Origin of the sequence: Stenotrophomonas sp. SMYL89 (genome assembly GCF_036319985.1) — a bacterium.
GTDB classification, from domain to species: domain Bacteria; phylum Pseudomonadota; class Gammaproteobacteria; order Xanthomonadales; family Xanthomonadaceae; genus Stenotrophomonas; species Stenotrophomonas maltophilia_Q.
This window is the reverse complement of the sequence record NZ_JAWIRW010000002.1, coordinates 126820-149889: the sequence shown is the minus strand read 5'-3', so window position 1 is coordinate 149889 and position 23070 is coordinate 126820. Positions and strand designations below refer to the sequence as shown.

The 23070-nt window shown below is 66.4% G+C and carries 20 protein-coding genes and 1 pseudogene; 6 read left to right on the top strand and 15 right to left on the bottom strand.

The features are described 5' to 3' along the window. The first annotated feature begins 24 nt into the window (after window positions 1-24). Together V3B41_RS03415 and V3B41_RS03410 are read left to right on the top strand one after the other, a co-directional pair. Window positions 25-381, top strand: a complete 357-nt coding sequence (locus V3B41_RS03415) for a GFA family protein (protein WP_329860088.1) — start codon at window positions 25-27, stop codon at window positions 379-381. 23 nt (window positions 382-404) lie between these two features. Then, window positions 405-1190, top strand: coding sequence for a DUF4349 domain-containing protein (locus V3B41_RS03410; RefSeq protein ID WP_049427692.1), 786 nt, complete (start codon window positions 405-407; stop codon window positions 1188-1190). 31 nt (window positions 1191-1221) lie between these two features. Here V3B41_RS03410 and V3B41_RS03405 read toward each other — a convergent pair whose 3' ends face one another. Further along, a complete protein-coding gene (locus V3B41_RS03405) occupies window positions 1222-1515 on the bottom strand; it encodes a hypothetical protein (protein WP_005408721.1) in 294 nt (97 codons plus the stop codon). Window positions 1516-1583: 68 nt separating this feature from the next. Further along, window positions 1584-2528: a LysR substrate-binding domain-containing protein gene (locus V3B41_RS03400; protein WP_049427690.1), complete on the bottom strand. Its 945-nt coding sequence runs from the start codon at window positions 2526-2528 to the stop codon at window positions 1584-1586. Between the two features lie 115 nt (window positions 2529-2643). Between V3B41_RS03400 and V3B41_RS03395 the strand changes: the two genes are divergently transcribed. Continuing rightward, the gene (locus tag V3B41_RS03395) at window positions 2644-3516 is read left to right on the top strand and encodes a DMT family transporter (RefSeq protein ID WP_099560113.1); all 873 of its coding nucleotides are present in this window, start codon (window positions 2644-2646) and stop codon (window positions 3514-3516) included. A 609-nt stretch (window positions 3517-4125) separates the two neighbouring features. Here the strand turns inward: V3B41_RS03395 and V3B41_RS03390 are convergent. Further along, entirely contained in the window at window positions 4126-5028 is a 903-nt protein-coding gene (locus V3B41_RS03390; RefSeq protein ID WP_329860085.1) for a peptidylprolyl isomerase, read from the bottom strand. Between the two features lie 130 nt (window positions 5029-5158). After that, complete coding sequence (locus tag V3B41_RS03385; protein WP_197601176.1) at window positions 5159-5632, bottom strand: hypothetical protein; 474 nt, start codon at window positions 5630-5632, stop codon at window positions 5159-5161. A 220-nt stretch (window positions 5633-5852) separates the two neighbouring features. Between V3B41_RS03385 and V3B41_RS03380 the strand changes: the two genes are divergently transcribed. Further along, a complete protein-coding gene (locus V3B41_RS03380; RefSeq protein WP_004150914.1) occupies window positions 5853-6218 on the top strand; it encodes a PadR family transcriptional regulator in 366 nt (121 codons plus the stop codon). Next, window positions 6215-7204 carry a sensor domain-containing protein gene (locus V3B41_RS03375; protein WP_329860083.1) on the top strand — a complete coding sequence of 330 codons (990 nt, stop codon included), beginning with the start codon at window positions 6215-6217 and terminating at the stop codon, window positions 7202-7204. Before V3B41_RS03380 ends, V3B41_RS03375 begins: the two co-directional genes overlap by 4 nt. Window positions 7205-7324: 120 nt before the next feature. Here V3B41_RS03375 and phaZ read toward each other — a convergent pair whose 3' ends face one another. Together phaZ and V3B41_RS03365 are read right to left on the bottom strand one after the other, a co-directional pair. Next, on the bottom strand, window positions 7325-8632 hold the full coding sequence (phaZ, locus tag V3B41_RS03370) for a polyhydroxyalkanoate depolymerase (RefSeq protein WP_049426665.1): 1308 nt from the start codon (window positions 8630-8632) through the stop codon (window positions 7325-7327). A gap of 93 nt (window positions 8633-8725) precedes the next feature. Beyond that, window positions 8726-9316: a class I SAM-dependent methyltransferase gene (locus V3B41_RS03365; RefSeq protein ID WP_329860080.1), complete on the bottom strand. Its 591-nt coding sequence runs from the start codon at window positions 9314-9316 to the stop codon at window positions 8726-8728. Window positions 9317-9465: 149 nt separating this feature from the next. Between V3B41_RS03365 and V3B41_RS03360 the strand changes: the two genes are divergently transcribed. Continuing rightward, the gene (locus V3B41_RS03360) at window positions 9466-9921 is read left to right on the top strand and encodes a CopD family protein (protein WP_049426663.1); all 456 of its coding nucleotides are present in this window, start codon (window positions 9466-9468) and stop codon (window positions 9919-9921) included. A gap of 313 nt (window positions 9922-10234) precedes the next feature. On the opposite strand, the gene V3B41_RS03355 is transcribed toward V3B41_RS03360, so the two are convergent. From V3B41_RS03355 to bamA, 9 genes and pseudogenes are all read right to left on the bottom strand, one after another. Continuing rightward, window positions 10235-11194: an acetyl-CoA carboxylase carboxyltransferase subunit alpha gene (locus tag V3B41_RS03355; protein ID WP_049429544.1), complete on the bottom strand. Its 960-nt coding sequence runs from the start codon at window positions 11192-11194 to the stop codon at window positions 10235-10237. A gap of 113 nt (window positions 11195-11307) precedes the next feature. After that, window positions 11308-12177 carry a hypothetical protein gene (locus V3B41_RS03350; RefSeq protein WP_100443640.1) on the bottom strand — a complete coding sequence of 290 codons (870 nt, stop codon included), beginning with the start codon at window positions 12175-12177 and terminating at the stop codon, window positions 11308-11310. 64 nt (window positions 12178-12241) lie between these two features. Continuing rightward, window positions 12242-15832, bottom strand: a complete 3591-nt coding sequence (gene dnaE, locus V3B41_RS03345; protein ID WP_329860076.1) for a DNA polymerase III subunit alpha — start codon at window positions 15830-15832, stop codon at window positions 12242-12244. Window positions 15833-16109: 277 nt separating this feature from the next. Next, window positions 16110-16781, bottom strand: coding sequence for a ribonuclease HII (locus V3B41_RS03340; protein WP_049426781.1), 672 nt, complete (start codon window positions 16779-16781; stop codon window positions 16110-16112). After that, a pseudogene (gene lpxB / locus V3B41_RS03335) lies at window positions 16778-17941 on the bottom strand (lipid-A-disaccharide synthase); the annotation flags it as partial. The pseudogene lpxB and the gene V3B41_RS03340, both read right to left, overlap by 4 nt. A 92-nt stretch (window positions 17942-18033) precedes the next feature. Then, complete coding sequence (gene lpxA / locus V3B41_RS03330; RefSeq protein WP_049426783.1) at window positions 18034-18825, bottom strand: acyl-ACP--UDP-N-acetylglucosamine O-acyltransferase; 792 nt, start codon at window positions 18823-18825, stop codon at window positions 18034-18036. 16 nt (window positions 18826-18841) lie between these two features. Then, on the bottom strand, window positions 18842-19300 hold the full coding sequence (gene fabZ / locus V3B41_RS03325) for a 3-hydroxyacyl-ACP dehydratase FabZ (RefSeq protein ID WP_005408737.1): 459 nt from the start codon (window positions 19298-19300) through the stop codon (window positions 18842-18844). After that, on the bottom strand, window positions 19297-20319 hold the full coding sequence (gene lpxD, locus V3B41_RS03320; RefSeq protein ID WP_197620367.1) for a UDP-3-O-(3-hydroxymyristoyl)glucosamine N-acyltransferase: 1023 nt from the start codon (window positions 20317-20319) through the stop codon (window positions 19297-19299). The genes fabZ and lpxD overlap by 4 nt, the downstream gene beginning before the upstream one ends. 318 nt (window positions 20320-20637) lie before the next feature. Beyond that, entirely contained in the window at window positions 20638-23001 is a 2364-nt protein-coding gene (bamA, locus tag V3B41_RS03315; protein WP_329860072.1) for an outer membrane protein assembly factor BamA, read from the bottom strand. Between the last annotated feature and the right edge of the window lie 69 nt (window positions 23002-23070).

Sequence of the window (23070 nt, the reverse complement as noted above, 5' to 3'; positions counted from 1 at the left end):
GGACCCTCCAGCGGAGCGCAGGACATGGAATACCAGGGAAGCTGCCATTGCGGCAGGATCGCATTCACCGTACAGGCCGAGGCGCCGATCAGCGACGTCATCGACTGCAACTGCTCGATGTGCCGCCGCCGTGGCAGCCTGCTGTGGTTCGCCCCGCGCGGGGCGTTCCAGCTGACCACCGATCCGGCCGACGTGGCCACCTACCACTTCAACAAGGCCCACATCGACCATCATCACTGCCGCGAATGTGGCGTCGCTCCCTACAGCGAAGCGGTCGACCCGCGCACCGGCACACCGATGGTGGCGGTGAACGTGCGCTGCGTGCCTGCAGTGGATCTGGCCACGCTGGCGGTGAGTTCCTACGACGGAGCCGCACTGTGAGGCCGGTGTGCGCGTGGACGCGCATGGCAGCAATGCCGGTGCTGTTGCTGGCGCTGGCAGCGTGCGGAAAGCATGGCGACGTCGCGGCCGATGCCGGAGGCGGTGCCGAAGCCGCCGTCGCTTCACCGGAAGGTGCATTCCTGGCCTACGAACATGACGTGCAGGTGCAGCTGGAGGCGGCGCAGATCGCACCGCGCATCCAGCAGATCGCTCAGGCCTGCCAGAGCGCGAAGTTCGGCGACTGTGCAGTGTTGCAGGTCGAGCAGCACGGCGGCGAGCAGCCCAGCGGTGAAGTGAAGGTGCGCATCGCCCCGAAGGGCACTGAGCCGCTGATCGCGATGGCCGGTGAAGGCGGCAAGCTGCAGTCCCGCAATACGCGTGCCGAGGATCTCGCGCAGGCGGTGGCCGACACGGCATTGACCAAAGCGCGGCTTGAAAAGGAGCACGCCCGCCTGCTGTCCTACCAGGACCGCAAGGACCTGAAGATCGAAGACCTGATGGCGATCACCACGCGCCTGTCAGAGATCGAGGCGGGTGTCGAGCAGGCCAACAAGGATGCTGCGCAGCAGCGCCGGCGTATCGATACCCAGCTGGTGTCGATCCACTTCGACACCACTTCGGGACAGCGCAGCCGCAGCGAAATCGGCGAGGCGCTGAGCGAGTCGGGCAGCATCCTCAGCACCAGCATCGCGTTCCTGATCCGCGCTGCGGCCGCACTGCTGCCGGTGGCGGTGCTGGCCTTGATCGCGGCCTGGGGTGTGCGGGCATGGTGGCGTCGCCGCCGTCGCAAGCTACCGCCCAACCGCTGAGATGAAGGCTGATGCCGGCCGTCAGCCGGCATCAGCCCTCGTCGGTCTCGTACTCGACGAACACATCCAGCTCCAGCGCCAGTTCCTGCACCGCATCGCGCACCTTCTGCGCGGTGCTTTCATTGCCGACTTCCACTTCCAGCTCGTGGATGCCCGGGCCGATGTCATCGGACAGCCCGGCCGAACTGGAATCGTCGTCGTCCATGTGCGGCATCAGGTCGTCGGTTTCCTCGACATGTTCAATGCCCTCCAGGCCGAGCAGCAGGTCGCTGATGGCGCGGGCGTCGTCTTCGGTTCCGGTGATGCGCAGTCGCAGCATGGCCATGGCATAGGTACGTTGTGGGTTCGCCAGCAGCCTAGCCAGCGCGAGGCAAAGAACGGGTGAGGGCGCAGTCAGGCCTGCGTCGCCGGCCGCCCGAGCAGGCTGTCCGGCAATGCCGGAATCGGCGTGCGCTCGTCCTGCGCCTGTTCCAGCAACCAGTCGATGAACAGGCGCGCGGCCGGGCTCGGCGGTTGCCCTTCTGCGTGCACCACGTGATAGGCATAGCGAGCCTTCAATGCCGGACCGGGCAGGCGCACCACCTCGTAGCGCTGTAGATAGGGCTGGGCGATGTGGGTGCGAGCCAGCACCGCGCCCATGCCATACACCGCTGCACGCATCGCGTCGGTGCTGTCGGCGAAGGTGTGCATCGGCGGCAGCGGCGACGGCGGGCGCACGCCGGCGTGGCGGAACCAGTCGCGCCAGCCCTGCGGCGACAGGTCGGTCAGCAGCGGCAGGTCGGCGATGCGCGCCGGATCGACCAGCGTTTCGACCCCGGCCAGTGCCGGTGAGGCTACCGGGAACAGGTAGTCGTCCATCAGGTGCTGCGCACGCAGGCCCGGCCACTGGCCCAGGCCGTAGCGAATGCCGACCTCCGGCCCAGTGTCGTCATAGCGATCCAGTCCGCTGCCGGTGTGCAGCTCGATGCGGATGTGCGGATGGGCCTGGGTGAAGCGGGGCAGCCGCGGCAACAGCCAGCAGTACGATAGCGAACGCAGCGTGGTGATCCGCAACGGCACGCTGTCCGCATCCGGGTGCAGATGATGGGCGACCGCGGCGACATCGGTGAAGGCCGCGCTGGCCGCATCGGCCAGCTGCCGGCCCTCGGAGGTCAGGCGCACGCCGCGGGCGTGGCGCAGGAACAACCGGGTCTCCAGCACCTCTTCCAGGCGCCGCACGTGGTGGCTGACTGCGCTGGCGGTCAGGTGCAGTTCCTGCGCGGCCTGGGCGAAGTTCTGGTGGCGGGCGGCGACCGCGAAGACGGCCAGTGCGGGGAGCAGGGAAGGGCGTAGCTGCATGTCCAGCCTCAAACGATATTTGTGGCTGGCAGCGATACTACGCGCTTGTGCCGCGGGCGTCTGCGCCCGATCCTGTCCGCCTTGGCGAGGAATTGACGATGGACGGAGGCATAGCATGAATGCGGTCCCACAGGCGGTCGAGCGCGACTGGCGCACACCGCTGGAGTTGACCCTGCTGGGCGCCATCTGGGGCTGCTCGTTCCTGTTCATGCGGGTGGCGGTGCCGTCGTTCGGCCCGTTCGCGCTGGTCGAGGTGCGGCTGGTGCTGGGGGCGCTGGTGCTGCTGCCGTTCCTGTGGCGCGCCCGCGCGCAGTTCCCGCCGCGGCGCTGGCTATGGCTGGCACCGATCGGCCTGATCAATTCGGCGCTGCCGTTCGTGCTGTTTGCCTATGCCGCCGAGCAGGCGCCGGCCGCGATCGGTGCGATCTGCAATGCGATGACCGTGCTGTTCGCCGCGCTGATCGCCTTCCTGTTCTTCGGCGAGAAGATCGGCATGCGCCGCGCCGGTGCCTTGCTGGTTGGTTTCGCCGGCGTGGTGGTGCTGGCCACCGCCAAGGTTTCCGGCCTGAGTATTGGTACCGCAGTGATCGCCGGCGCTGCGGCGTCGTTGCTGTACGGGCTGGGCGTCAATCTGGTGAAGCGCCACATGACCGGGCTGCCATCGGCCGCGGCGGCGGCAGCCACGCTGTCGTGTGCCTCGCTGTGGATGCTGCCGATGGCGGTGACGCACTGGCCACAGGCCGCCATTCCGCTGAAGGCCTGGGGTGCAGCGATCGCCTTGGGCGTGGCCTGCACCGGCCTGGCATTCCTGATGTTCTACCGCCTGATTGGCCGCATCGGCCCGTCACGCGCGTCGACGGTGACGTACCTGATTCCGCTGTTCGGCGCGGCGTTTGCGTGGTTGTTCCTGGGCGAGGCGGTGACGGTGCAGATGCTGGTGGCGGGGGCGTTGATTCTGGGGAGCGTGGCGGTGAGTCAGAAGGGCTGAGGCGTTGGCGTTTTGCGCGTGGCGCGTGCTGAAGGTGCTTCATTGTTCATGGGCGTCACTTTTCTTTTCGCGCGAAAAGAAAAGTAACCAAAAGAAATGCGCCGCCAGGTCGCGAGCCGCCGCGCTTCGCACGTCGGTCCCCTGCGCTTCTCGGTGAATCAGGGGACGGTGTGCAGAGGTCAGCCGACTAACAGTCGGCTCTACAAGACATCGGCACCTCTTCGCCCCTGATTCCCCTGCGATGCTCGGCTCACTCAAGGCGGACCCAAGGTCAAGAGCCACAGCTGCACGACGATGCTTGGTAGTGCCGGGCCGGGCCCGGCGAGCGAAGCGAGCGCTTCTGCCTTTGATCTTGGATCCGCCTTGAGCGAGCCGAGCACCGCAGGTCCGGCGAGGGCGAAGAGGCGCCACGCACTTTTGTAGAGCCGAGCCATGCTCGGCTGCTCTCCGCGCCGTCCCTCGACGGGCCGAGGAGCGCAGGGCACCGGTGCGCAGCACCGGCTCGCGGCCGGCGGAACGTTTCTTTTGGTTACTTTTCTTTGCGTACAAAGAAAAGTAACGCCCATGAACAGTGAAGCACCTTCAGCACGCGCCACGCGCAGGAAACCATCAGCGCACCGGCACCGGAATATTGCAAAGATCGATATGCCCCGCCGGGCGCTTGTAGAAATCATCCACGCGATTGCGCCGCGCCTCCACCGTATCGGCGAAGGTCTTCGAATCGGTACGCAGCACCTGGATCGGCGTGCGCTCGGCCACCGGCACATCGCTGGCACGGCGGATCGACACGATCGGCGTGCGCAGCGTCGGGTCGGTGTAGAAGCCCATCGGCGCCGGTCCGCGCGGCGTCGCGCTGAGCAGTTCCATGCCCTTCAGCACGCGACCCACCAGCGTGATGTTGCGGTCCAGCTGACGCGGCGACTGGCCGGTCACCACATACAGTTCGGCACCGATGCTGCTGTCTTCCTCGTTGCTGCGGCCGGCGCCGAGCATGCCGTAGCAGTGCGCCAGCCAGGCCTTGCCGGCCTGCGGGTCCTGGCCGACTGGGAAGCCGTCGACGAAACCGGTTTGCTTGGCCCAGCCATCGCGATCCGGCAGCACGCTGACCTTCAGGCCGGCGCTGGCGCGATCGAACTCGGCCGGCAGCTTGCGCGCAGCACTGCCGAACGGCTTGGCCTTGGCCGCGTCATCGGCGTCGGCATCGCCGAACTGCACCACGAAGTTGTCCTGCGAGCGGTAGATGCTGGTGCCGTCCCAGAAATGCTCGTGGGCGAAGGTCTGGATGTTGGCTACATGCCGCGGGGCGAACTGCGGCGCCAGCTCGATGATCACGCGCCCGGCGGGCAGGTCCATGTACAGCAGGTTGGCCGGGTCCGGCGTGCGCCAGTCGCTGGCCGCCGAGGCGTCGAGGATCTGCTGCGGGCTGCGGTACGGGGCGGCAGCGCTGGCCAGCGAGGGCAGCAGGCTGGCCAGGGCGAGGGCGGTCAGGGCAAGGCGACGACGGTGCGGCATGGGAACCCCGGAACATGAACGAGGCTTCGATTCTGCGCGACTAGAGACCACATCGCCAAGCGGCATGTAAGGCGATCGCGTCAGCCTGCGCACGGCCTCTTGGCCGATCCAATCGGTCTGGCATCAACGTCTATCTTTCTTCTGCAAGTAGACCGGAGTAATGGCCGAAGACAGGAACAGGCTCGTAGTTGCCTATTGGGTCGTGTGTAGTCGAACACTCTTCCAGATGATGGGGCGAAAAATTTTCCTTGGTTATGGTCAGCCGACCATCTTCGTTGAAGATATAGCTGGTTCCTTCAGCAACGTTCTCGCTCTTTCCAGTGAATTCCCGGTGCACCACCATGCTCAGGAACAGCCTGTCCGGTGCTACTCGCTGGAACTGATACGTCAGGCGCTCCCTTAGATGTTCATCCAGAAAGTCGACGCCAATCATGTCTTTGTCCAATAGCACATCGACAATCGCTGATGGCGTGGTGGGGGAGCCAACGAGAACCGTATAGCGAGCCTGGCTCTCATGTCTCGATTTGGCTTCGGATTCACTGATTATGTTTCGGGCGGACTTCTTTGCGCCAAACCAGAAGTCGCAATAATAAAACTCAGTCATAAGTGGATACTCCCGGGACCGTCGTGCTCGCAGGAGCTGGATCAGCCGCTGCGCTGTTGGAAGGTGACGGTATGCCGCGGTTCGCAGAGGGACAAGCAAGCCAATGGGCCTGCCGGCCAGGTGGTCATCCGGCCCTCGCCAACCGGCAGAGTGACTAACGACACATTCACTATACCGAACTTCGCACTACTGTGGACTTCAACGTAGTGGAGGGCCGGTCATGTCCGAAGACGATGTCCACCTGAAGAAGTTCCAGAAGGAGCTCAGCGCCGGAACCGTGTCGCTGGCCCTGCTGGCGGTGCTGGCCCGGGCCGGGGAGCCGCTGTATGGCTACCTGATCGCCAAGGAGCTGGAGCGGGTGGGCGAGGGCGTGCTGAGCGGCAAGCAGAGCGCGCTGTACCCGGTGCTGCGCAACCTGGAAGGGGCCGGGCTGCTGGAAAGCCATGTGGAGCCGTCCAGCAGCGGACCGCCGCGGCGCTACTACCGCATCAATGAACGTGGCCGCGAGGTGTTGGCGCAGTGGCGCCAGGCCTGGCAGGCCACCCGCGATTCCGTCGATTCCGTGTTGGAGGGGGTACCGCAATGAACGACCCGAGCCTGGCAGGCCGAGCCCTGCCGACCACCATCCCGCAGTACCTGGCGCAGCTGCGCGCGGCGCTGGACGGCGCAGACCCGGCGATGGTGCAGGACGCGCTGTACGACGCCGAGGAGTACCTGCGCTCGGAGCTGGCGGCGCAGCCCGGTCGCAGCGAGGCCGAGGTGATCGCCGACGTGGCCGGCAGCTACGGCGCGCCGGACGAAGTGGCCGAGATCTACCGCGAGACCGAGGTGACGGTGAACCGCGCGCTGCGTACGCCGCGTGCGGATACCGCACCGGTGCTGCGCGCGGCGGCGGAAGCCAGTGGCGTCGAGCCGGCTGCACCGCCGCCGGTGCCGGCGCAGCGCTCGCTGCTGGCGCGCTTCTTCGGTGTGGTGACCGATCCGCATACCTACGGCGCGCTGTTCTACATGCTGCTGTCGCTGGCCACCGGCATCTTCTTCTTCACCTGGGTGGTGACCGGTCTGTCGCTGTCGCTGGGCCTGCTGATCCTGATCATCGGTATTCCGCTGACCGTGCTGTTCTTCGGCTCGGTGCGCGGGCTGGCGCTGCTGGAAGGGCGATTGGTGGAAGCGCTGCTGGGCGAACGCATGCCACGCCGTCCGCGTTACACCGACCGCAGCCGCACGTGGTTGCAGCGCATCGGCGACATGTTCACCGATGGGCGTACCTGGCTGACCCTGCTGTACTTCGTGCTGATGCTGCCGCTGGGCGTGATCTACTTCACCATCGCGGTGACGTTGCTGTCGCTGTCGCTGAGCCTGATCTGGGCGCCGGTTGCAGCGATCTTCAGTGGTGACATCCCCGGCGTGTACATCAACGACGTGAACGTGCTGCCGATGGCGGCCTCGCCGCTGGTGGCGATCGCGGTTGCTGCGGCGGGCGCGCTGCTGCTGCTGCTGACGATGCATCTGGCACGTGGCATCGGCAAGCTGCACGGGCTGATCGCCAAGAACCTGCTGGTGCGGTTGTAAGCAGGAGTCGGTGCCTTGGTAGGTGCCAACCTTGGTTGGCACGATCCATCAGACACCGGGATTCATGGTAGAGCGCCAACCAAGGTTGGCATCTACCAGGGCGTACCGACCAAGGTGGAATTACCCCGCCTTTCGCCGCAACGGGGTGACGTTGCTCTTCTTCTTCGTCGCCTTCGCCGCCGGTGCTTCGGCATGCGCGGCGAAAAAGTCGCGCACCTTCGGGTACACCACCTCGCGCCAGCGACGGCCGCTGAAGATGCCGTAGTGGCCGGCACCTTCGACGATGAAATGCTCACGGCGGTCCGCAGTGATGCCGGTGCACAGCGCCTGCGCGGCTTCGGTCTGGCCGAGGCCGGCGATGTCGTCCAGCTCGCCTTCGATGCTCAGCAGCGCGGTATCGCGGATCGCCGACGGATCGACCTTCTCGCCGTTGACCACCCACTCGCCACGCGGCAGCAGGAAGTCCTGGAACACCACGCGGATGGTATCGAGGTAGTACTTGGCGGGCATGTCCAGCACTGCGTTGTACTCGTCGTAGAAACGACGGTGCGCGTCGGCGTCTTCCAGGTCGCCCTTGACCAGGTCGGTGTAGAAATCCCAGTGCGAACTGAAGTGGCGGCTCGGGTTCATCGACAGAAAGCCGGCATGCTGCAGAAAGCCTGGATACACGCGACGGCCGGCGCCGGGATAGCTGGCCGGCACGGTGTGGATGACGTTGTTCTCGAACCACGACAGCGGGTTCTGCGTGGCCAGGTTGTTCACTGCGGTCGGGCTGCAGCGCGCATCGATCGGGCCACCCATCATCACCAGCGTGCGCGGCGTCGCTTCGCCACGGCTGGCCATCAGCGAAACCGCGGCCAGCACCGGTACGGTCGGCTGGCACACGCTCACCACGTGCAGGCGCTCCACGCCGAGGTGGCGGATGAATTCCTGGATGTAGGCGATGTAATCGTCCAGGCCGAATTCGCCTTCGCTGGCCGGCACCATGCGCGCATCCACCCAGTCGGTGACGTACACGCGGTGGTCGCGCAGCAGCGTGCGCACGGTATCGCGCAGCAGGGTGGCGTGGTGGCCGGACAGCGGCGCCACCACCAGCACGAACGGCTGGTTGAGCATGGTGTGCAGCTGGTCGGCTTCATTGCTGTGGCGCTTGAAGCGCAGCAGCTTGCAGAACGGCTTGCTCACTTCTTCGTGCACGACGATCGGCACGCGTTCGCCATCGACATCGATTTCGTTGATGCCCCATTCGGGCTTCTCGTAATCCTTGCCGATGCGATGGAACAACTCGTTGACCGCAGCCAGGCGATCGGCACCCGGCATCTGCGACCACCAGTGGCCCGGGTTGGCGAAGAACCTGGCGTTGGCCTGGGCCTGGTGCACCCAGGGGGCGAGCAGGTTGCGGGTCAGTTCGTGCAGTTGATAGAGCATGACGACCGAATATGTATGGTCATATGTTGCCGCGCAGCATATCCCATCCGGGTGTCCCGCAGGTTAAGTCGGCTGAAAATAATGAATCCGGATTCACGCCTGTTCCAGCGCCGCCGCGTCGTCTGCCAGGGCGGGGCCCAGCCAGCAGTGCGAGCCCACCGCCAGCAGGCCGTGCCGGGCCAGCGTCCGGCGGTACCAGCGCGCCGGGCGGGCCTGGAAGCCCTCGTGGTCGCCGTCGAACTCGTCCTCGGCGGCAAAGGTCTCCAGGAAGGCCACGCCGCCGGTCAGCTCGGCCACGCCGGCCAGTCCGGCGCGCAGCTCGCGGTCGGGCACGTAGTGCATCACGTCCGAGCACACCAGCAGGTCGACCGGGGCGCAGGGCCGCAGCCAGGCGAAGTCGCCGAAGCCGGCGAGGTGCAGGTTGCGGGTGCGGCCGTAGCGGCGCACAGCGTACTCGCTGCTGTCGAAGCCGAGGTATTCGACCTTCGGACGCAGCTTCAGCAGCGGTGCGCGCCAGGCACCTTCGCCGCAGCCGATGTCCAGCACGCTGCGGATCGGTCGCTCCAGGTAGTACTCGGCGCTGGCCACGGCCAGGGCCACCTTGCGCGCCAGGCGGGCGCTGCCGCCGATGTCGGCGCGGCGGTACCAGCGCTGGAAGTAGGCGGCGTCGTAGGTCTTGTCCATGCAGGCGTCGTGCGGTCGGGAAAACGGCGCCTATCGTACGGCGTTGCGGCGCGCCATGCGTCGATCCGTCGCTGCGGCGGCACGCGGAGAGGGCCGGCCACGGCATGCGAGAATGGCTGCCAACCTACGCCAGCCGCCGGAGCGAGCGCATGCAGAGCTACTACTGGGTCAAGACCTTCCACATCGTGTTCGTGGTGGCCTGGATGGCGACGGTGTTCTACCTGCCGCGCATCCTGGTGAACCTGGCCGAGACCGCAGGCCAGCCGGCCGTGACCGAGCGCCTGCAACTGATGGGGCTGCGCCTGTACCGCTTCGGTCACTCGATGTTCGGCCTGGCCTTCCTGCTGGGCCTGGTGTTGTGGCTGGGCTACAGGGTCATTCCGGATTTCCCGACCATGGTCGCGCCGGGCGGCGCCGGTTGGCTGCATGCCAAACTGGGGCTGGTGGTGGTGCTGCTGGCGTACTTCATCTGGATCGGTCGCCTGCTGAAGGGCGTGGCCAAGGGCCGCGCGCTGCCGTCTTCGCGCGCGCTGCGCTGGATCAACGAGATCCCGTTGCTGGCGTTCATTCCGATCGTGTGGCTGGTGCTGGCCAAGCCGTTCTGACAGTCCATTATCCGTAGAGCCATGCTTGGCTCTACGGGTTCGCTTGATTCTTCGCCAAAGCAGAAGCATCCACGCATGGCGTGGATCTACTGGGTGCAGCTGTGGCTTTTGATGTTCAGGTCCGCCATGAGCGAGCCGAGCATCGCAGGTGAAACAGGGGCGAAGAGGCGCCGATGTCTGAGCGCAGCGAGTTCGGCGCCGTCCCCTGATTCACCGAGAAGCGCAGGGAACCGGTGCGTGGCACCGGCTCGCGTTCGGCGGCGTGTTCTTTGGTTACTTTCTTGCACGAGCAAGAAAGTAACAAGCCGATGAATCAGGCGGCTTCGTACGTGCCGTAGCTGCGCAGGCGCGCGTAGCGCTGCTCCAGCAGCTGCTCGGTGGTCAGCTTTTCCAGCGCATCCAGTTCGTTCAGCAGTACGGCCTTCAGGCGCTTGGCCATCTGCGTCGGGTTGCGGTGAGCGCCACCGGTCGGCTCGCGCACGACCTTGTCCACCAGGCCCAGGCTCTTCAGGCGCGGGGCGGTCAGGCCCAGCTGCTCGGCAGCGTCCTTGGCCTTGCCCGCGTCCTTCCACAGGATCGAGGCGCAGCCTTCCGGGGTGATGGTCGAGTACACCGCGTACTCCAGCATCACGGTACGGTCGCCCACGCCCAGCGCCAGCGCGCCGCCGGAGCCGCCTTCACCGATCACGGTGCAGATGATCGGCACCTTCAGTTCGGCCATCTCGATCAGGTTGCGTGCGATCGCCTCGGACTGGCCGCGCGATTCGGCGTCGATACCCGGCCAGGCGCCGGCGGTGTCGATCAGGGTCAGCACCGGCAGGCCGAAACGCTCGGCCATCTTCATCAGGCGCAGGGCCTTGCGATAGCCCTCCGGCTTGGGCATGCCGAAGTTGCGCTTGATCTTTTCCTTGGTGTCGCGGCCCTTCTGGTGGCCGATCACCATCACGGAACGGCCATTGATACGGGCCAGGCCGCCCATGATGGCCTTGTCGTCGGCAAAGGCGCGATCACCGGCCAGCTCCTGGAACTCATCGAACATGACGCGGATGTAGTCGGCGGTGTACGGACGCGACGGGTGGCGGGCCAGCTGCAGCACCTGCCACGAGGTCAGGTTGCGGAAGATCTGCGCGGTGCGCATGCGCAACTTGTCCTGCAGCGCATGCACTTCCGCCTCGACATTGACCGCAGGCCCGGCACTGGCGTTGCGCAGCTCCTGGATCTTGGCTTCCAGGTCGGCGATGGGTTGCTCGAAGTCGAGGTAGTTCGGATTCATCGGAAGCCGTCGTGTAAAGAAGAGGGGAATTCTAGCCGAATGCGTGCAAACCACCCGTACGCCCTCGTCTGGAAGGCGACGGTAGCGCAGCCGGGCAGGGGGCGCCAGTCAGCTCAGGGCACCACCAGGGCGCTGCGGCCCATCAGCTGGCTGCGCTGGGAGACGAAGTCGTTGTAGGCCTCGTTGGCCTCCCGGCCCAGCCCGCTGCCGAGGGTGGCGGTGGCCGAGGTGAAGGCCATCTGCGCGGCGAAGTCCTGCTTGCGCAGGGCCTTCTGTTCATCAGCGGTGGTGGCCTTCAGCCAGCGCGCATAGACCTCGCGCAGCGGCGCGGCGTGGGCTTCGAAGGCCGGCACCAGCGCCGGCAGGCTGGCCGGGGCCGGTTCCAGGCTGTAGCTCGGGGCCACGTAGCCGGCCGGTTGTTCGCGCTTGAACGCGCCGGGCTCGCCCATGCCTTCTTCGACGTAGGCGATGAAGTCGGGGGCGGTGAACACCTTGGCCACGATCTGGCCGCCGCTGGAGTCGACGTGGGCCACGACCTTTTCCTTCGGGAAGGGCTCGCGCACGCCGTAGGTCCAGGACTTGTCGATGAACAGTTCGTGGTGCTTCTCGAACGGGCCTTCGAAGTCGACGCCGCCCAGCTCGATGCCGGCCTTGCCGGTGCCGAAGTTCTTCAGCTTGCTCTCGTCGGTGACGTAGATCTCGCGGGCGACCACGTACTCGCTCAGGGTCGGGTTGATCAGGCCACCGCGACCATCGACGTAGACGATGAAGCGCACGTCGCCCAGTTTGTCGGTGTGCAGGCGGTGCTCACCGACGGCGAGCGAGATCGGGCGCGACCCCTGTGCGGCCACCGGCAGGTCCTTGCCATCGATGCTCAGCGCCAGCGGCGTGTCGGTCGGGTTGTCGATCTGGAACTCGATCTTCGACGGCGAGCAGGCGGCCAGGGCCAGTGCGGCGGCAAACGGGAACAGCAGGGTCTTCATCGGCAATCGTCCTTGATACTTGGAACGGGGAAACAGGGGGTTCAGGAAAACCGGGGAGCCAGCTTCAGCTGGCCCACGGTGGGCTGTAGCGCACCTTCAGCGTGCGTACGGCCGGGTCGGCGCGCAGCGCCTCCATCAGTTTGGAGTCGATGCGCACCCCGCTCTGCCCGGACACGTCGAGCATGCCGGCCACGCCGCCCTGCGGGCCCTTCAGCAGCAGGTCCAGGCGCAGGGGGGTGCGTCCGGGGCGATGGCGGTCGAGCAGGGCATTGACGCGCTCCCAGACCGGGCGCTGCTGGCGCAGGTCCAGGCGCAGCGACAGCCGCGTGGCGTAGTTGGCGCAGACTTCATCGAAGTCCCAGCACTGGCGGATGCGCAGTGCGTAGCCGCCGTTGAACTCGTCCTCGCGCAGGCCGCCCTTGACCACCAGGATGCGGTCCTTGGTCATCAGGTGGCCGAACTCGGCCATCGCGTCGGAGAACGCGCTGCACTCGACGCGCCCGCGCCCATCTTCCAGCTGGATGAAGATCTGGCTCTCGCCCTTGCGACGCACACCGACCACCTGGCCGGCCAGCACGGTTTGTACTTCCGGGCGCCAGCGCTTTTCGCCGCCTCCGCCACCACCACTGTTGGCGCTCCAGATCTTCTCCACCGAACCCAGGTCGTTGCCGACCAGGTCGCGTACATCGTCACGCCAGGGATCGAACGGGTGGCCGCTGAGGTAGAAGCCCAGCGTGTCGCGCTCGCCGTTCAGGCGCTGCAGCAGCGGCCATTCCTCGGCCTCGGGCAGGTCCAGCTGGATCGTGGTCGCGCTCGGGTCAGGGCCGCCGAACAGCGAGTTCTGCCCGGACGCACGCTCGCGCGCCATCTGGTCGGTGGCCTTGATCACTTCCGGCAGCTGCAGCATCAGCGAGGCACGGTTGCGGCCGAGCTCGTCCAGCGCACCACAGTTGATCATCGCTTCCAGCGTGCGCCGGTTGAGCTTGGCCGAGCCGACGCGGGTGCAGAAGTCGAGCAGGTCCTTGAACGGGCCGCCCTTCAGCCGCTCCTCGACCACCGCCTCGCAGGCACCCTGGCCCACGCCCTTGATTGCGCCCAGGCCGTACTGGATGGTGTCCGGGGTGACCGCTTCGAACATGAAGGCCGACTGGTTCACCTTCGGCGGCAGCACGGTCAGGCCGAGGTTGCGCACTTCGTCGAGGAAGCCGACCACCTTGTCGGTGTTGTCCAGGTCGGACGAGAGCGTCGCGGCCATGAATTCGGCCGGGTAATGGCGCTTCAGCCACGCGGTCTGGTAGCTGACCAGCGCATAGGCAGCGGCGTGCGACTTGTTGAAGCCGTAGCCGGCGAATTTCTCCATCAGGTCGAAGATGGCGTCGGCCTTGGCCTCGTCCACGCCGTCCTTGGCCGCGCCCTCGCGGAAGATCTCGCGGTGCTTGGCCATTTCGGCCGGCACCTTTTTGCCCATCGCACGGCGCAGCAGGTCGGCGCCGCCCAGCGAGTAGCCGCCGACGATCTGCGCCATCTGCATCACCTGCTCCTGGTACACCATGATGCCGTAGGTGTCCTTCAGGATCGCTTCGGTGCGCGGATCGGGATAGATGATTTCTTCCTGGCCGTGCTTACGCGCGTTGAAGGAGGGAATCAGGTCCATCGGGCCGGGGCGGTACAGCGACACCAGCGCGATGAGGTCTTCGAAACGGTCGGGGCGCGCGTCCTTCAGCAGGCGGCGCATGCCCGAGGATTCGAACTGGAACACCGCGCCGGTATTGCCGTTGGCGAAGATGTCCTTGTAGGTGGGCGTGTCGTCGAGCGGAATCGCGGCGATGTCCACCGGCGGAATGCCCGCGCGTTCGTGGCGCTTGTTGATCGCCTTCACCGCCCAGTCGATGATGGTCAGCGTGCGCAGACCGAGGAAGTCGAACTTCACCAGGCCCACTTCTTCCACGTCGTTCTTGTCGAACTGGGTGACCGGGTTCTTGCCGAGGCCGTTCTCGTAGTGTTCGGCGTACAGCGGGCAGAACTCGCTCAGCGGTTCGGGCCCGATCACCACGCCACCGGCGTGCTTGCCGGCGTTGCGAGTCAGGTCCTCCAGCTGCAGCGCCAGGTCGATCAGGTCGCGGACATCGTCCTCGGTCTCGTAGCGCTGGATCAGCTCCGGCGAGGCCATTTCCGAGCTGGGGCCTTCTTTGCCCTTGCCCAGTGCATCCTTCAGGTGGATGCCGAGGATGTTCGGGATCAGCTTGGAAACGCCGTCGACCAGGCCGTAGGGGAAACCGAGCACGCGGCCGGAGTCGCGTACCACCGCCTTGGCGGCCATGGTGCCGTAGGTGATGATCTGGCTTACGCGCTCGCGCCCATACTTGCGCGCGACGTAGTCGATCACCTCGTCGCGGCGGTCCATGCAGAAGTCGATGTCGAAGTCGGGCATCGACACGCGTTCCGGGTTCAGGAAGCGCTCGAACAGCAGGTTGTACGGCAGCGGGTCCAGATCGGTGATCTTCAGTGCCCAGGCCACCAGCGAACCGGCACCCGAACCACGGCCCGGGCCGATCGGGATGCCCTGGTTCTTGCCCCACTGGATGAAGTCGGCCACGATCAGGAAGTAGCCCGGGAAGCCCATCTTGATGATGGTGTTGAGCTCGAATTCCAGGCGCTCGAAGTATTCTTCGCGGGTCTTGCCGGGCGCCAGCGGATTCTTCTCCAGGCGCTCTTCCAGGCCATCGCGCGACATCTTCTGGATCCAGGTGTCCAAGGTCTCGTCGTCGGGCACCGGGTAGTTGGGCAGGAAGTAGGTGCCAAGCCGCATCTCGATGTTGCAGCGCTCGGCCAGCGCCAGCGTGTTGTCGATCGCATCGGGGATGTCGGCGAACAGTGCGCACATCTCTTCGGCCGACTTCAGGTACTGCTGGTCGCTGTACTCGCGCGGCCGCTTGGGGTCGTCCAGCACGCGGCCGGTGGAAATGCACACGCGCGCTTCGTGCGCGCTGAAATCGGTGGGCGACAGGAAGCGCACATCGTTGCTGGCCACCACCGGCAGGCCACGCTGGCCGGCCGCCATCAGCGCGAACTGGTTGAAGGTTTCCTCGCCTTCGCGGCCTGTACGGGTCAGTTCCAGGTGCAGGCCATCGCCAAACACGCGCTGCCAGTCGGCCAGCTGCTGCTCGGCCAGTTCATGCTTGCCGTCCAGCGCCAGGCGCCCGGCCAGGCTCTGCCGGCCGGCCAGCGCGAACAGGTTGGCGTTGCCGGCCTTCAGCCAGTCCGGGTGGATGGCCACACCGCCTTCCGGACGATGGCCTTCCATCCAGGCGCGGGTCAGCAGCCGCGACAGGCTCAGGTAGCCCTCACGGTCGCGGCACAGCAGGGTCATCCGCCACGGGTCCTGGCCTTCCTCGGCGATCAGCACGTCGGCACCGGCGATCGGCTTGATGCCCACGCCTTCGGCGGCCTTGTAGAACTTGACCAGGGCGAACAGGTTGTTGAGGTCGGTCACCGCCAGCGCGGGCAGGCCGAGTTCGACCGAGCGCGACAGCAGGTTGGCCTGCTTGGCCTTCTTCGGGTCCGCCTGGTCCGGCTTGGCCGGCACACGGATGGTGGAGTCCGCCAGCGAGAACTCGGTGTGGACGTGGAGATGTACGAAGCGGGAGTTGGACATGCCGGACCAGGTTGGAGCGCGCGGGCCCCGGGTGCCGACGGGGGAATCGTCGCCGGGGTCGGGAAGCGCTGGAGTGCCCGGTCAGGGTAGCGAGGGCAGGGAGGCGCGACAAGCTCTTGACGGTACGCGATATCGCATTCGCGCTATCGCTTCCCACGGTTCGCAGGCGAACCGCGGGCCCCGTCTCACCATGCTTCCAGACCCCCGCGCCGTCGGCGCGTCCCCCTGACTCAGGGGGACTCTTCTCCAGACGTGTTGCAGCGGCCGTTCAGACGATTCAGGCAATCGCGATGTCGGCAGCCACCGGCTGCGGCGCTTCCAGGCACTCCCGTACCGGGGCGAAGCTGCGGCGGTGCTCCTCGCAGGGGCCGTGCTGGCGCAACGCGGCCAGGTGAGCCGGGGTGCCATAGCCCTTGTGCTGCTCGAACCCATACTGGGGGTGGCGGGCGTGCACGTCCTGCATGTAGCGGTCGCGCGAGACCTTGGCCAGGATCGAGGCGGCCATGATCGAACGGTCGATGCCATCACCCCCGACCAGGGCCTGCGCCGGCAGCACCAGACCCTTGGGCACGACGTTGCCGTCGATGCGGGCGAAGCCGGCCACGTGGGCCACCGCTGCGACCACGTCGCGCATGCCCTGCAGGGTGGCCTGGTAGATGTTCAGGCGGTCGATGGTGTCCGCGTCCACCAGCACCACGTGCCAGGCCAGGGCACGTTCGATGATGCGGTCATGCAGCTGCTCGCGGCGGGCCGCGGTCAGTTGCTTGGAATCGTCCAGGCCGTTGATGCGCGGCCGGGATGGATCGAACACCACTGCTGCCACCGCGACCGGTCCGGCCAGCGGACCACGCCCGGCTTCGTCGACGCCGGCGACAAGGCGCTCCGGCTCGACCACGGCGGCGCCGTCGAACAGGGCCAGGCTGGCCGCTGCGGCGTGGCGGCGGCTCATGCCTGGGCCTGGTCGCGCATCAGCAGCTCGCCCACTGCGTCGGCGGCGCGGGCTGAGGCATTGCGGCGCAGGCGCTCGTGCAGGCGGGCATAGGTGTCCTGCAGGTCGGTCACCCGCTGTGGGTGGTCGAACCACTGCTGGATGGCTGCCGCCAGCTTGTCCGGCGTGCAGTCGTGCTGCATCAGTTCCGGTGCCAGGTCCTGGCCCGCCAGGATGTTGGGCAGGGCAAAGCGGTCGACCTTGATCAGGCCCAGCGCCTTGACCAGGCGGTAGGTCAGCTCGTTGACGCGGTAACCGACCACCATCGGCCGCTTGACCAGCATCGCCTCCAGCGTCGCGGTGCCCGATGCCAGCACCACCACATCGGCGGCGATCATCGCGTTGCGTGCCTCACCGTCGAGTACGTGCGAGAAGGCCACCGGCAGCGCTGAGCGCGACAGCTGCTCTTCGATCAGGCGCTTGCAGGCCGGGTTGGCCGCGGGCACCACCACGTGCAGGCCGGGGATGCGTTCGGAGACCTGCCAGGCGGCCTCGAAGAACGGTTCGCCCAGGCGCGAAATCTCGCCCAGGCGGCTGCCTGGCAACACTGCCAGTACCTTGGCCGAGGTCGGCAGGCCAAGCGCGGCACGGGCCTCCTCGCGGTTGCCCTGCAGCGGAATGTCATCGGCCATCGGGTGGCCGACGAAGTGCGCGTCGATGCCGTGTTTGGCATAGATCGGCGGTTCCATCGGGAACAGGCACAGCACCAGGTCGGCGCTGCTGCCGATCTTCTCCGCCCGCTTCTCGCGCCAGGCCCAGACCGAGGGGCTGACGTAGTGCACGGTGCGCACGCCGCGCTGCTTCAGCCAGCGCTCGATGCCCAGGTTGAAGTCGGGCGCGTCGATGCCGATGAACACGTCCGGCTGCCATTCCAGCGCACGCTGGCGGAACGCCGAACGCAGTTTCAACAGGCGTGGCAGGTGGCGCAGTACTTCAGTCAGGCCCATCACCGCCAGTTCGCTGGCGTCGTGCCAGGTCTGGCAGCCGGCGCTGCGCATGGCATCGCCGCCGATGCCGGCGAATTCGGCATTCGGAAAGCGTGCTTTCAGTTCGCGCACCAGGCCCGCACCGAGCAGATCGCCGGAGGCCTCACCGGCCACCAGGGCGATCCGCAACGGGCGCTCGCTGAGCACCCGCTGCGCGGGAACGCTGCCGGCCATCGAGGCCAGCGGAATCACGGCGGCGCCGGCCGGCGCCTGGCCGGTCGCGCTGCTCATCGCAGCAAGGGCCTCTCGGCGTGCTCGATGAAGTCCAGCATCGCCTTCACGTCATCGCTGTCACGCGCCTGTTCGGTCAGCTGCACCTTGGCTTCGGCCAGCGGCAGGCCTGCCACGTACAGGGTGCGGTAGGCACGCTTGATGGCGGAGATGCGCTCGGCATCGAAGCCGCGGCGCTTCAGGCCTTCGCTGTTGATACCGCGCGGGCGGCCAAGCGAATCGGTGCCGACCATGGTGAACGGTGGTACGTCGCCATTGGTCAGCGCGCCCATGCCGAGGAAGGCATGCGCACCGATGCGGCAGAACTGGTGGGCACCGGCGAAGCCGCTGATGATCACGTAGTCGCCCACGGTCACGTGGCCGGCCAGCGTCGTGTTGTTGGAGAACACGCAGAAGTTGCCGACATGGCAGTCGTGCGCCACGTGCGTGTAGGCCAGCATCCAGTTGTCGTTGCCGATGGTGGTGATGCCGCCGCCGCCGCCGGTGCCACGGTTCAGGGTGACGAACTCGCGGAACACGTTGCGATCGCCGATCACCAGTTCGGTGCGTTCGCCAGCGAACTTCTTGTCCTGCGGCTCGCCGCCGACCGCCGCGTGGCCCACGAAGCGGTTGTCACGGCCGATCTTCGTCGGGCCGTGGATGCTGCAGTGGGGGCCCACCACCGTGCCGGCACCGATTTCGACATCGGCACCGATCAGGGTGAACGCGCCGACCTGGACGTCGTCGGCCAGGCGCGCGGCCGGATCGATGACGGCAGTCGGGTGGATCCGTGGTGCGTTGTCAGTCATTGCTGCCTCCCGTGGATCAGCCCTTGGCACCGGCGCACATGACTTCGGCCGAGGCGACGACTTCACCGTTGACCTTGGCTTCGCCGTAGTACCAGCCCATGTTGCGGATCAGGCGCTTCATCTGCACATCCAGCATCAGCACGTCGCCGGGGACGACCTGCTTGTTGAAGCGGGCGTTTTCCACCTTGACCATGTAGAACAGCTTGGACTGCGCATCGCGGCCGAGCGTCAGCTGGGTCATCACGCCACCGGCCTGGGCCAGCGCTTCGATGATCAGCACGCCGGGCATGATCGGGCGGCCCGGGAAGTGGCCCTGGAAGAACGGCTCGTTGATGCTGACGTTCTTCTGCGCCAGGATGCGCTTGGCGTCGATGTCGAGTTCAAGCACCCGGTCCACCAGCAGGAACGGGTAACGGTGCGGGAGCAGTTCCTGGATCTGGCAGACGTCGATAGGAAGCTGCAGCGTGTCGTTCATTCTTTCTCCTTGCCAGCAGCCAGGACGCGGCGAGCCAATGCGTCCAGCTGCTTGAAGCGCGCGGCGTTCTTGCGCCACGTGCGGTTGTCGGTCAACGGGGTGCCGGACGAGTACTCGCCCGGCTCATGGATGGAATTGCGGACCACGGACTTGCCGGTGATCACGACCTTGTCGCAGATCTCGAGGTGGCCGACCACGCCGACATGGCCGCCGAGCAGGCAGTAGCGGCCGATTTTGGCGCTGCCGGCGATGCCGGTGCAGCCGGCGATGGCCGAGTGCGCGCCGATCTGCACGTTGTGCGCGATCTGCACCAGGTTGTCCAGGCGCACGTCCTCGTCCAGCACGGTGTCTTCCAGCGCACCGCGGTCGACGCAGGTATTGGCGCCGATTTCGCAGTCGTCGCCGATGCGCACGCCGCCGAGCTGCGGCACCTTGATCCACTTGCCGGCGTCCATCGCCAGGCCGAAGCCATCGGCGCCGAGCACGGCACCGGGGTGGACGCGCACGCGCTTGCCGAGCCTGACCCGGGTGACCAGGGTGACCCGGGCGATCAGCTCGCAGCCGCTGTCCAGGCTGCAGTCCTCGCCGATCACGCTGCCCGGGCCGATGATGCAGTTCTCACCGACCACGCTGCGTGCGCCGATCGAGACGAACGGGCCGATGTGGGCGCTGGCGGCGACCTGGGCGCTGGGGTCGATGACGGCGCTGGGGTGGACGCCCGGCGGGCGGGTCGGCGCGATGTCGAACAGGGCGGCGATCTTGGCGAAGGTCGTGTACGGGTCCTTGGCCACGAGCGCGGCGCCGGGGGCGGCCTCGGCGTCGTCGGCACGCAGCACGACCAGCGCGGCCTGGCTGTCGGCCAGCTGGGCGCGGTAGCGGGGGTTGGCGAGGAAGGTCAGCTGGCCAGGACCGGCATGGGCGAGGGTGGCCACGCCATGGATGGCGGTGGCGGGGTCGCCATGGACCTGCAGGCCGAACTGCTCGGCGAGTTGCTGGGCGGTGTAGGTGGGAGTATTCACGGCGGGAGTTTAACGTGTGACGCCATTGCGGTCATGCGGGGGGCATATGCAGCCAACGGCAGGGCCCCTCGCGGCCGGCAGAGCCAGTGTCATGGGCTGGGTCGGACGGCGTGGCGCGAGTGCCAGCCACGGAAAAACAGAAAAGATCAAAAGCAGAGCGGGCGTTTCCGGCATCCGGGCCAAACGAAAACGCCGGGCAGTGCCCGGCGCTTCGCGCTCCGTCTGGTGGAGAGCCCCCCTTTGTTAAGGGGGGCGCGCCGACGGCGCGGGGGATAGGAGGGATGCGCGTGCAGTTCTGATGAACCGCAGGGCGGTTCGTCAGAACTGCCCGCCGAAGGTGAACTGCAGGCGCTCGATCTTGTCGCCGTCTTCCTTTTTCAGTGGGAAGGCGTAGCTGATCGAGATCGGTCCGACCGGGGCGCGCCACAGCAGGGCCACACCGGTGGAGACACGCAGTTCGTTGGCCTTGAAGTTATCGGCGCCGTTGTAGACGTTGCCGAAGTCGACGAAGGCCGACACGCGGGCCGACGGGCTGTCGAACAAACGCGGGAAGTAGGCTTCGACCGAACCGACGGTCTTCAGCGAACCGCCCAGCGGCTGGCCTTCCGGATAACCGCGGGTTACTTCGCGCGGGCCGAGGGTGTTGTCCTCGAAGCCGCGCACGGAGTTGGTACCACCGGCGTAGAAGTTCTCGTAGAACGGCAGCCCCTTGGCGGTGACCGAGCGCAGGTTGCCGTTCTCGTCTGGCACCATTGCGGTCTTGTCACTGCCGTAGCTGTCGCCGTAGCCGATCTCGGCGCGGGTGTTGATCACCAGCGACGGCATGATCGGCCAGTACTTGCTGATCTGGTAGTTCAGCTTGTAGTACTCGATGGTCGAGCCCGGCAGCGTGGTTTCCAGGCCAACACGCTGATAGGTGCCGCGGGTCGGCATGAAGTAGTCGTTGCGCGAGTCACGCGCCCAACCCAGCTCCGTGCGCCAGGCATGGAACGTCCTGCTGCCCAGCACGTTGATGTAATCGATGATCGACTGCGGGGTCGAGCCCTGGTAGGTCGTGATCTGGTTGCTGTCGATGCCGAACATCAGCGAGACGGTATCGGTCTCGGTCAGCGGCACGCCGAACACCACCTGCGCCGAGCCATTGGTGCTGTTGTACTGCGCGGTGTTGAAGTCGGAGTAGTCCAGTTCACGCCAGGACAGGTTGTAGCCCAGCGACACGCCGTCATCGGTGAAGTACGGGTTGGTGTAGCTGAAGCCGTAGCGCTGCAGGTAGCTGCTGCGCGAGGCTTCGACCGACACGCGGTTGCCGCCGCCGAGGAAGTTGTTCTGCGACAGCTGCACCGAAGTGGTCATGCCGTAGGACTGGGAGTAGCCCAGGCCGAACACGAAGCTGCCGGAGGTGGTTTCCTTGACGTTGTAGACGACGTCGACCTGGTCGTTGCTGCCGCTGACGGCCGGGGTCTCGACGTCCACCGACTCGAAGTAGCCCAGGCGCTGCAGGCGGATCTTGGAGCGGTCGATCGCGGCCTGCGAGTACCAGCTGTTCTCGAACTGGCGCATTTCGCGACGCATCACTTCGTCGGAAGTGCGGGTGTTGCCACGGAACAGGATGCGGCGCACCGACACGCGCGGGCCCGGAACGACCTGCATGTTGATGGCCACGGTCTGGTCGGCGCGGTTGGTGGTCGGGATCGGGTTCACCTTGGCGAACGCATAGCCGATGTTGGACAGCGAGTTGGTGATGGTGTCAGAGCTGAATTCCAGCAGGGCACGCGAGAACGTGTCGCCGGACTTCTGGATCACCATGCGCTCGACGTCCTCCTGCGGGAGGATGGTGTCGCCGCTGACCTTGATCTCGGAGATCTTGTACTGCGCACCCTCGGTCACGCCCGCGGTGAGGAACATGTCGCGCTTGTCGGGGCTGATCGAGACCTGGGTGGAATCGATGCTGAAGTCGACGTAGCCGCGGTCCAGGTACCAGGAGTTGAGCTTTTCCAGGTCGCCGGACAGCTTTTCCTTGGAGTACTGGTCGTCACGGCGGTACCACGACGCCCAGTTGTGCTCCTTGGACTCCCAGGTCTCCAGGATGTCCTTGCTCTCGAACTTCTCGGTGCCGACCAGGTTGACGTGGCGGATCTTGGCCGCCTTGCCTTCCTTGATGGCGATCGCGATGTCGACGCGGTTGCGGTCCAGCGGGCTCACGGTCGGGGTGATCTCGACGGTGTACTTGCCGCGGTCGTTGTACTGGCGGCGCAGTTCCTGGGTCACGCGGTCCAGGCTCAGGCGGTCGAAGGTGCCACCCTCGGTCAGGCCGATGTCGGACAGGCCCTTGAGCAGCTGCTCGGACTTGATGTCCTTGTTGCCGGTCACGGTCAGCTTGTTGATCGCCGGGCGTTCCTTGACGGTCACCACCAGGATGCTGCCCTGGCGGTCCAGCTGCACGTCTTCGAAGAAGCCGGTCTTGTACAGGGCGCGGATGGTCTCGCCGACCTTGTTGTCGGTGATCGTCTCGCCACGTTCCACCGGCAGGTAGGTGAACACCGTGCCCGAGCTGATGCGCTGCAGGCCATCGACGCGGATGTCGCTGACAGTGAAGGGCTCGGCTGCCTGGGCCAGGGCGGGAGCGCCGGTGACGGCGGCGAGGGCGAGGGCCAGCAGGCGGCGATTGGGGAGTCGCGTCATGTCACGTCCGGTAGGAAGGTCGATTTCATTGGTGCGGGATGCCGACGCTGTAGACGGCAACAACGTGGA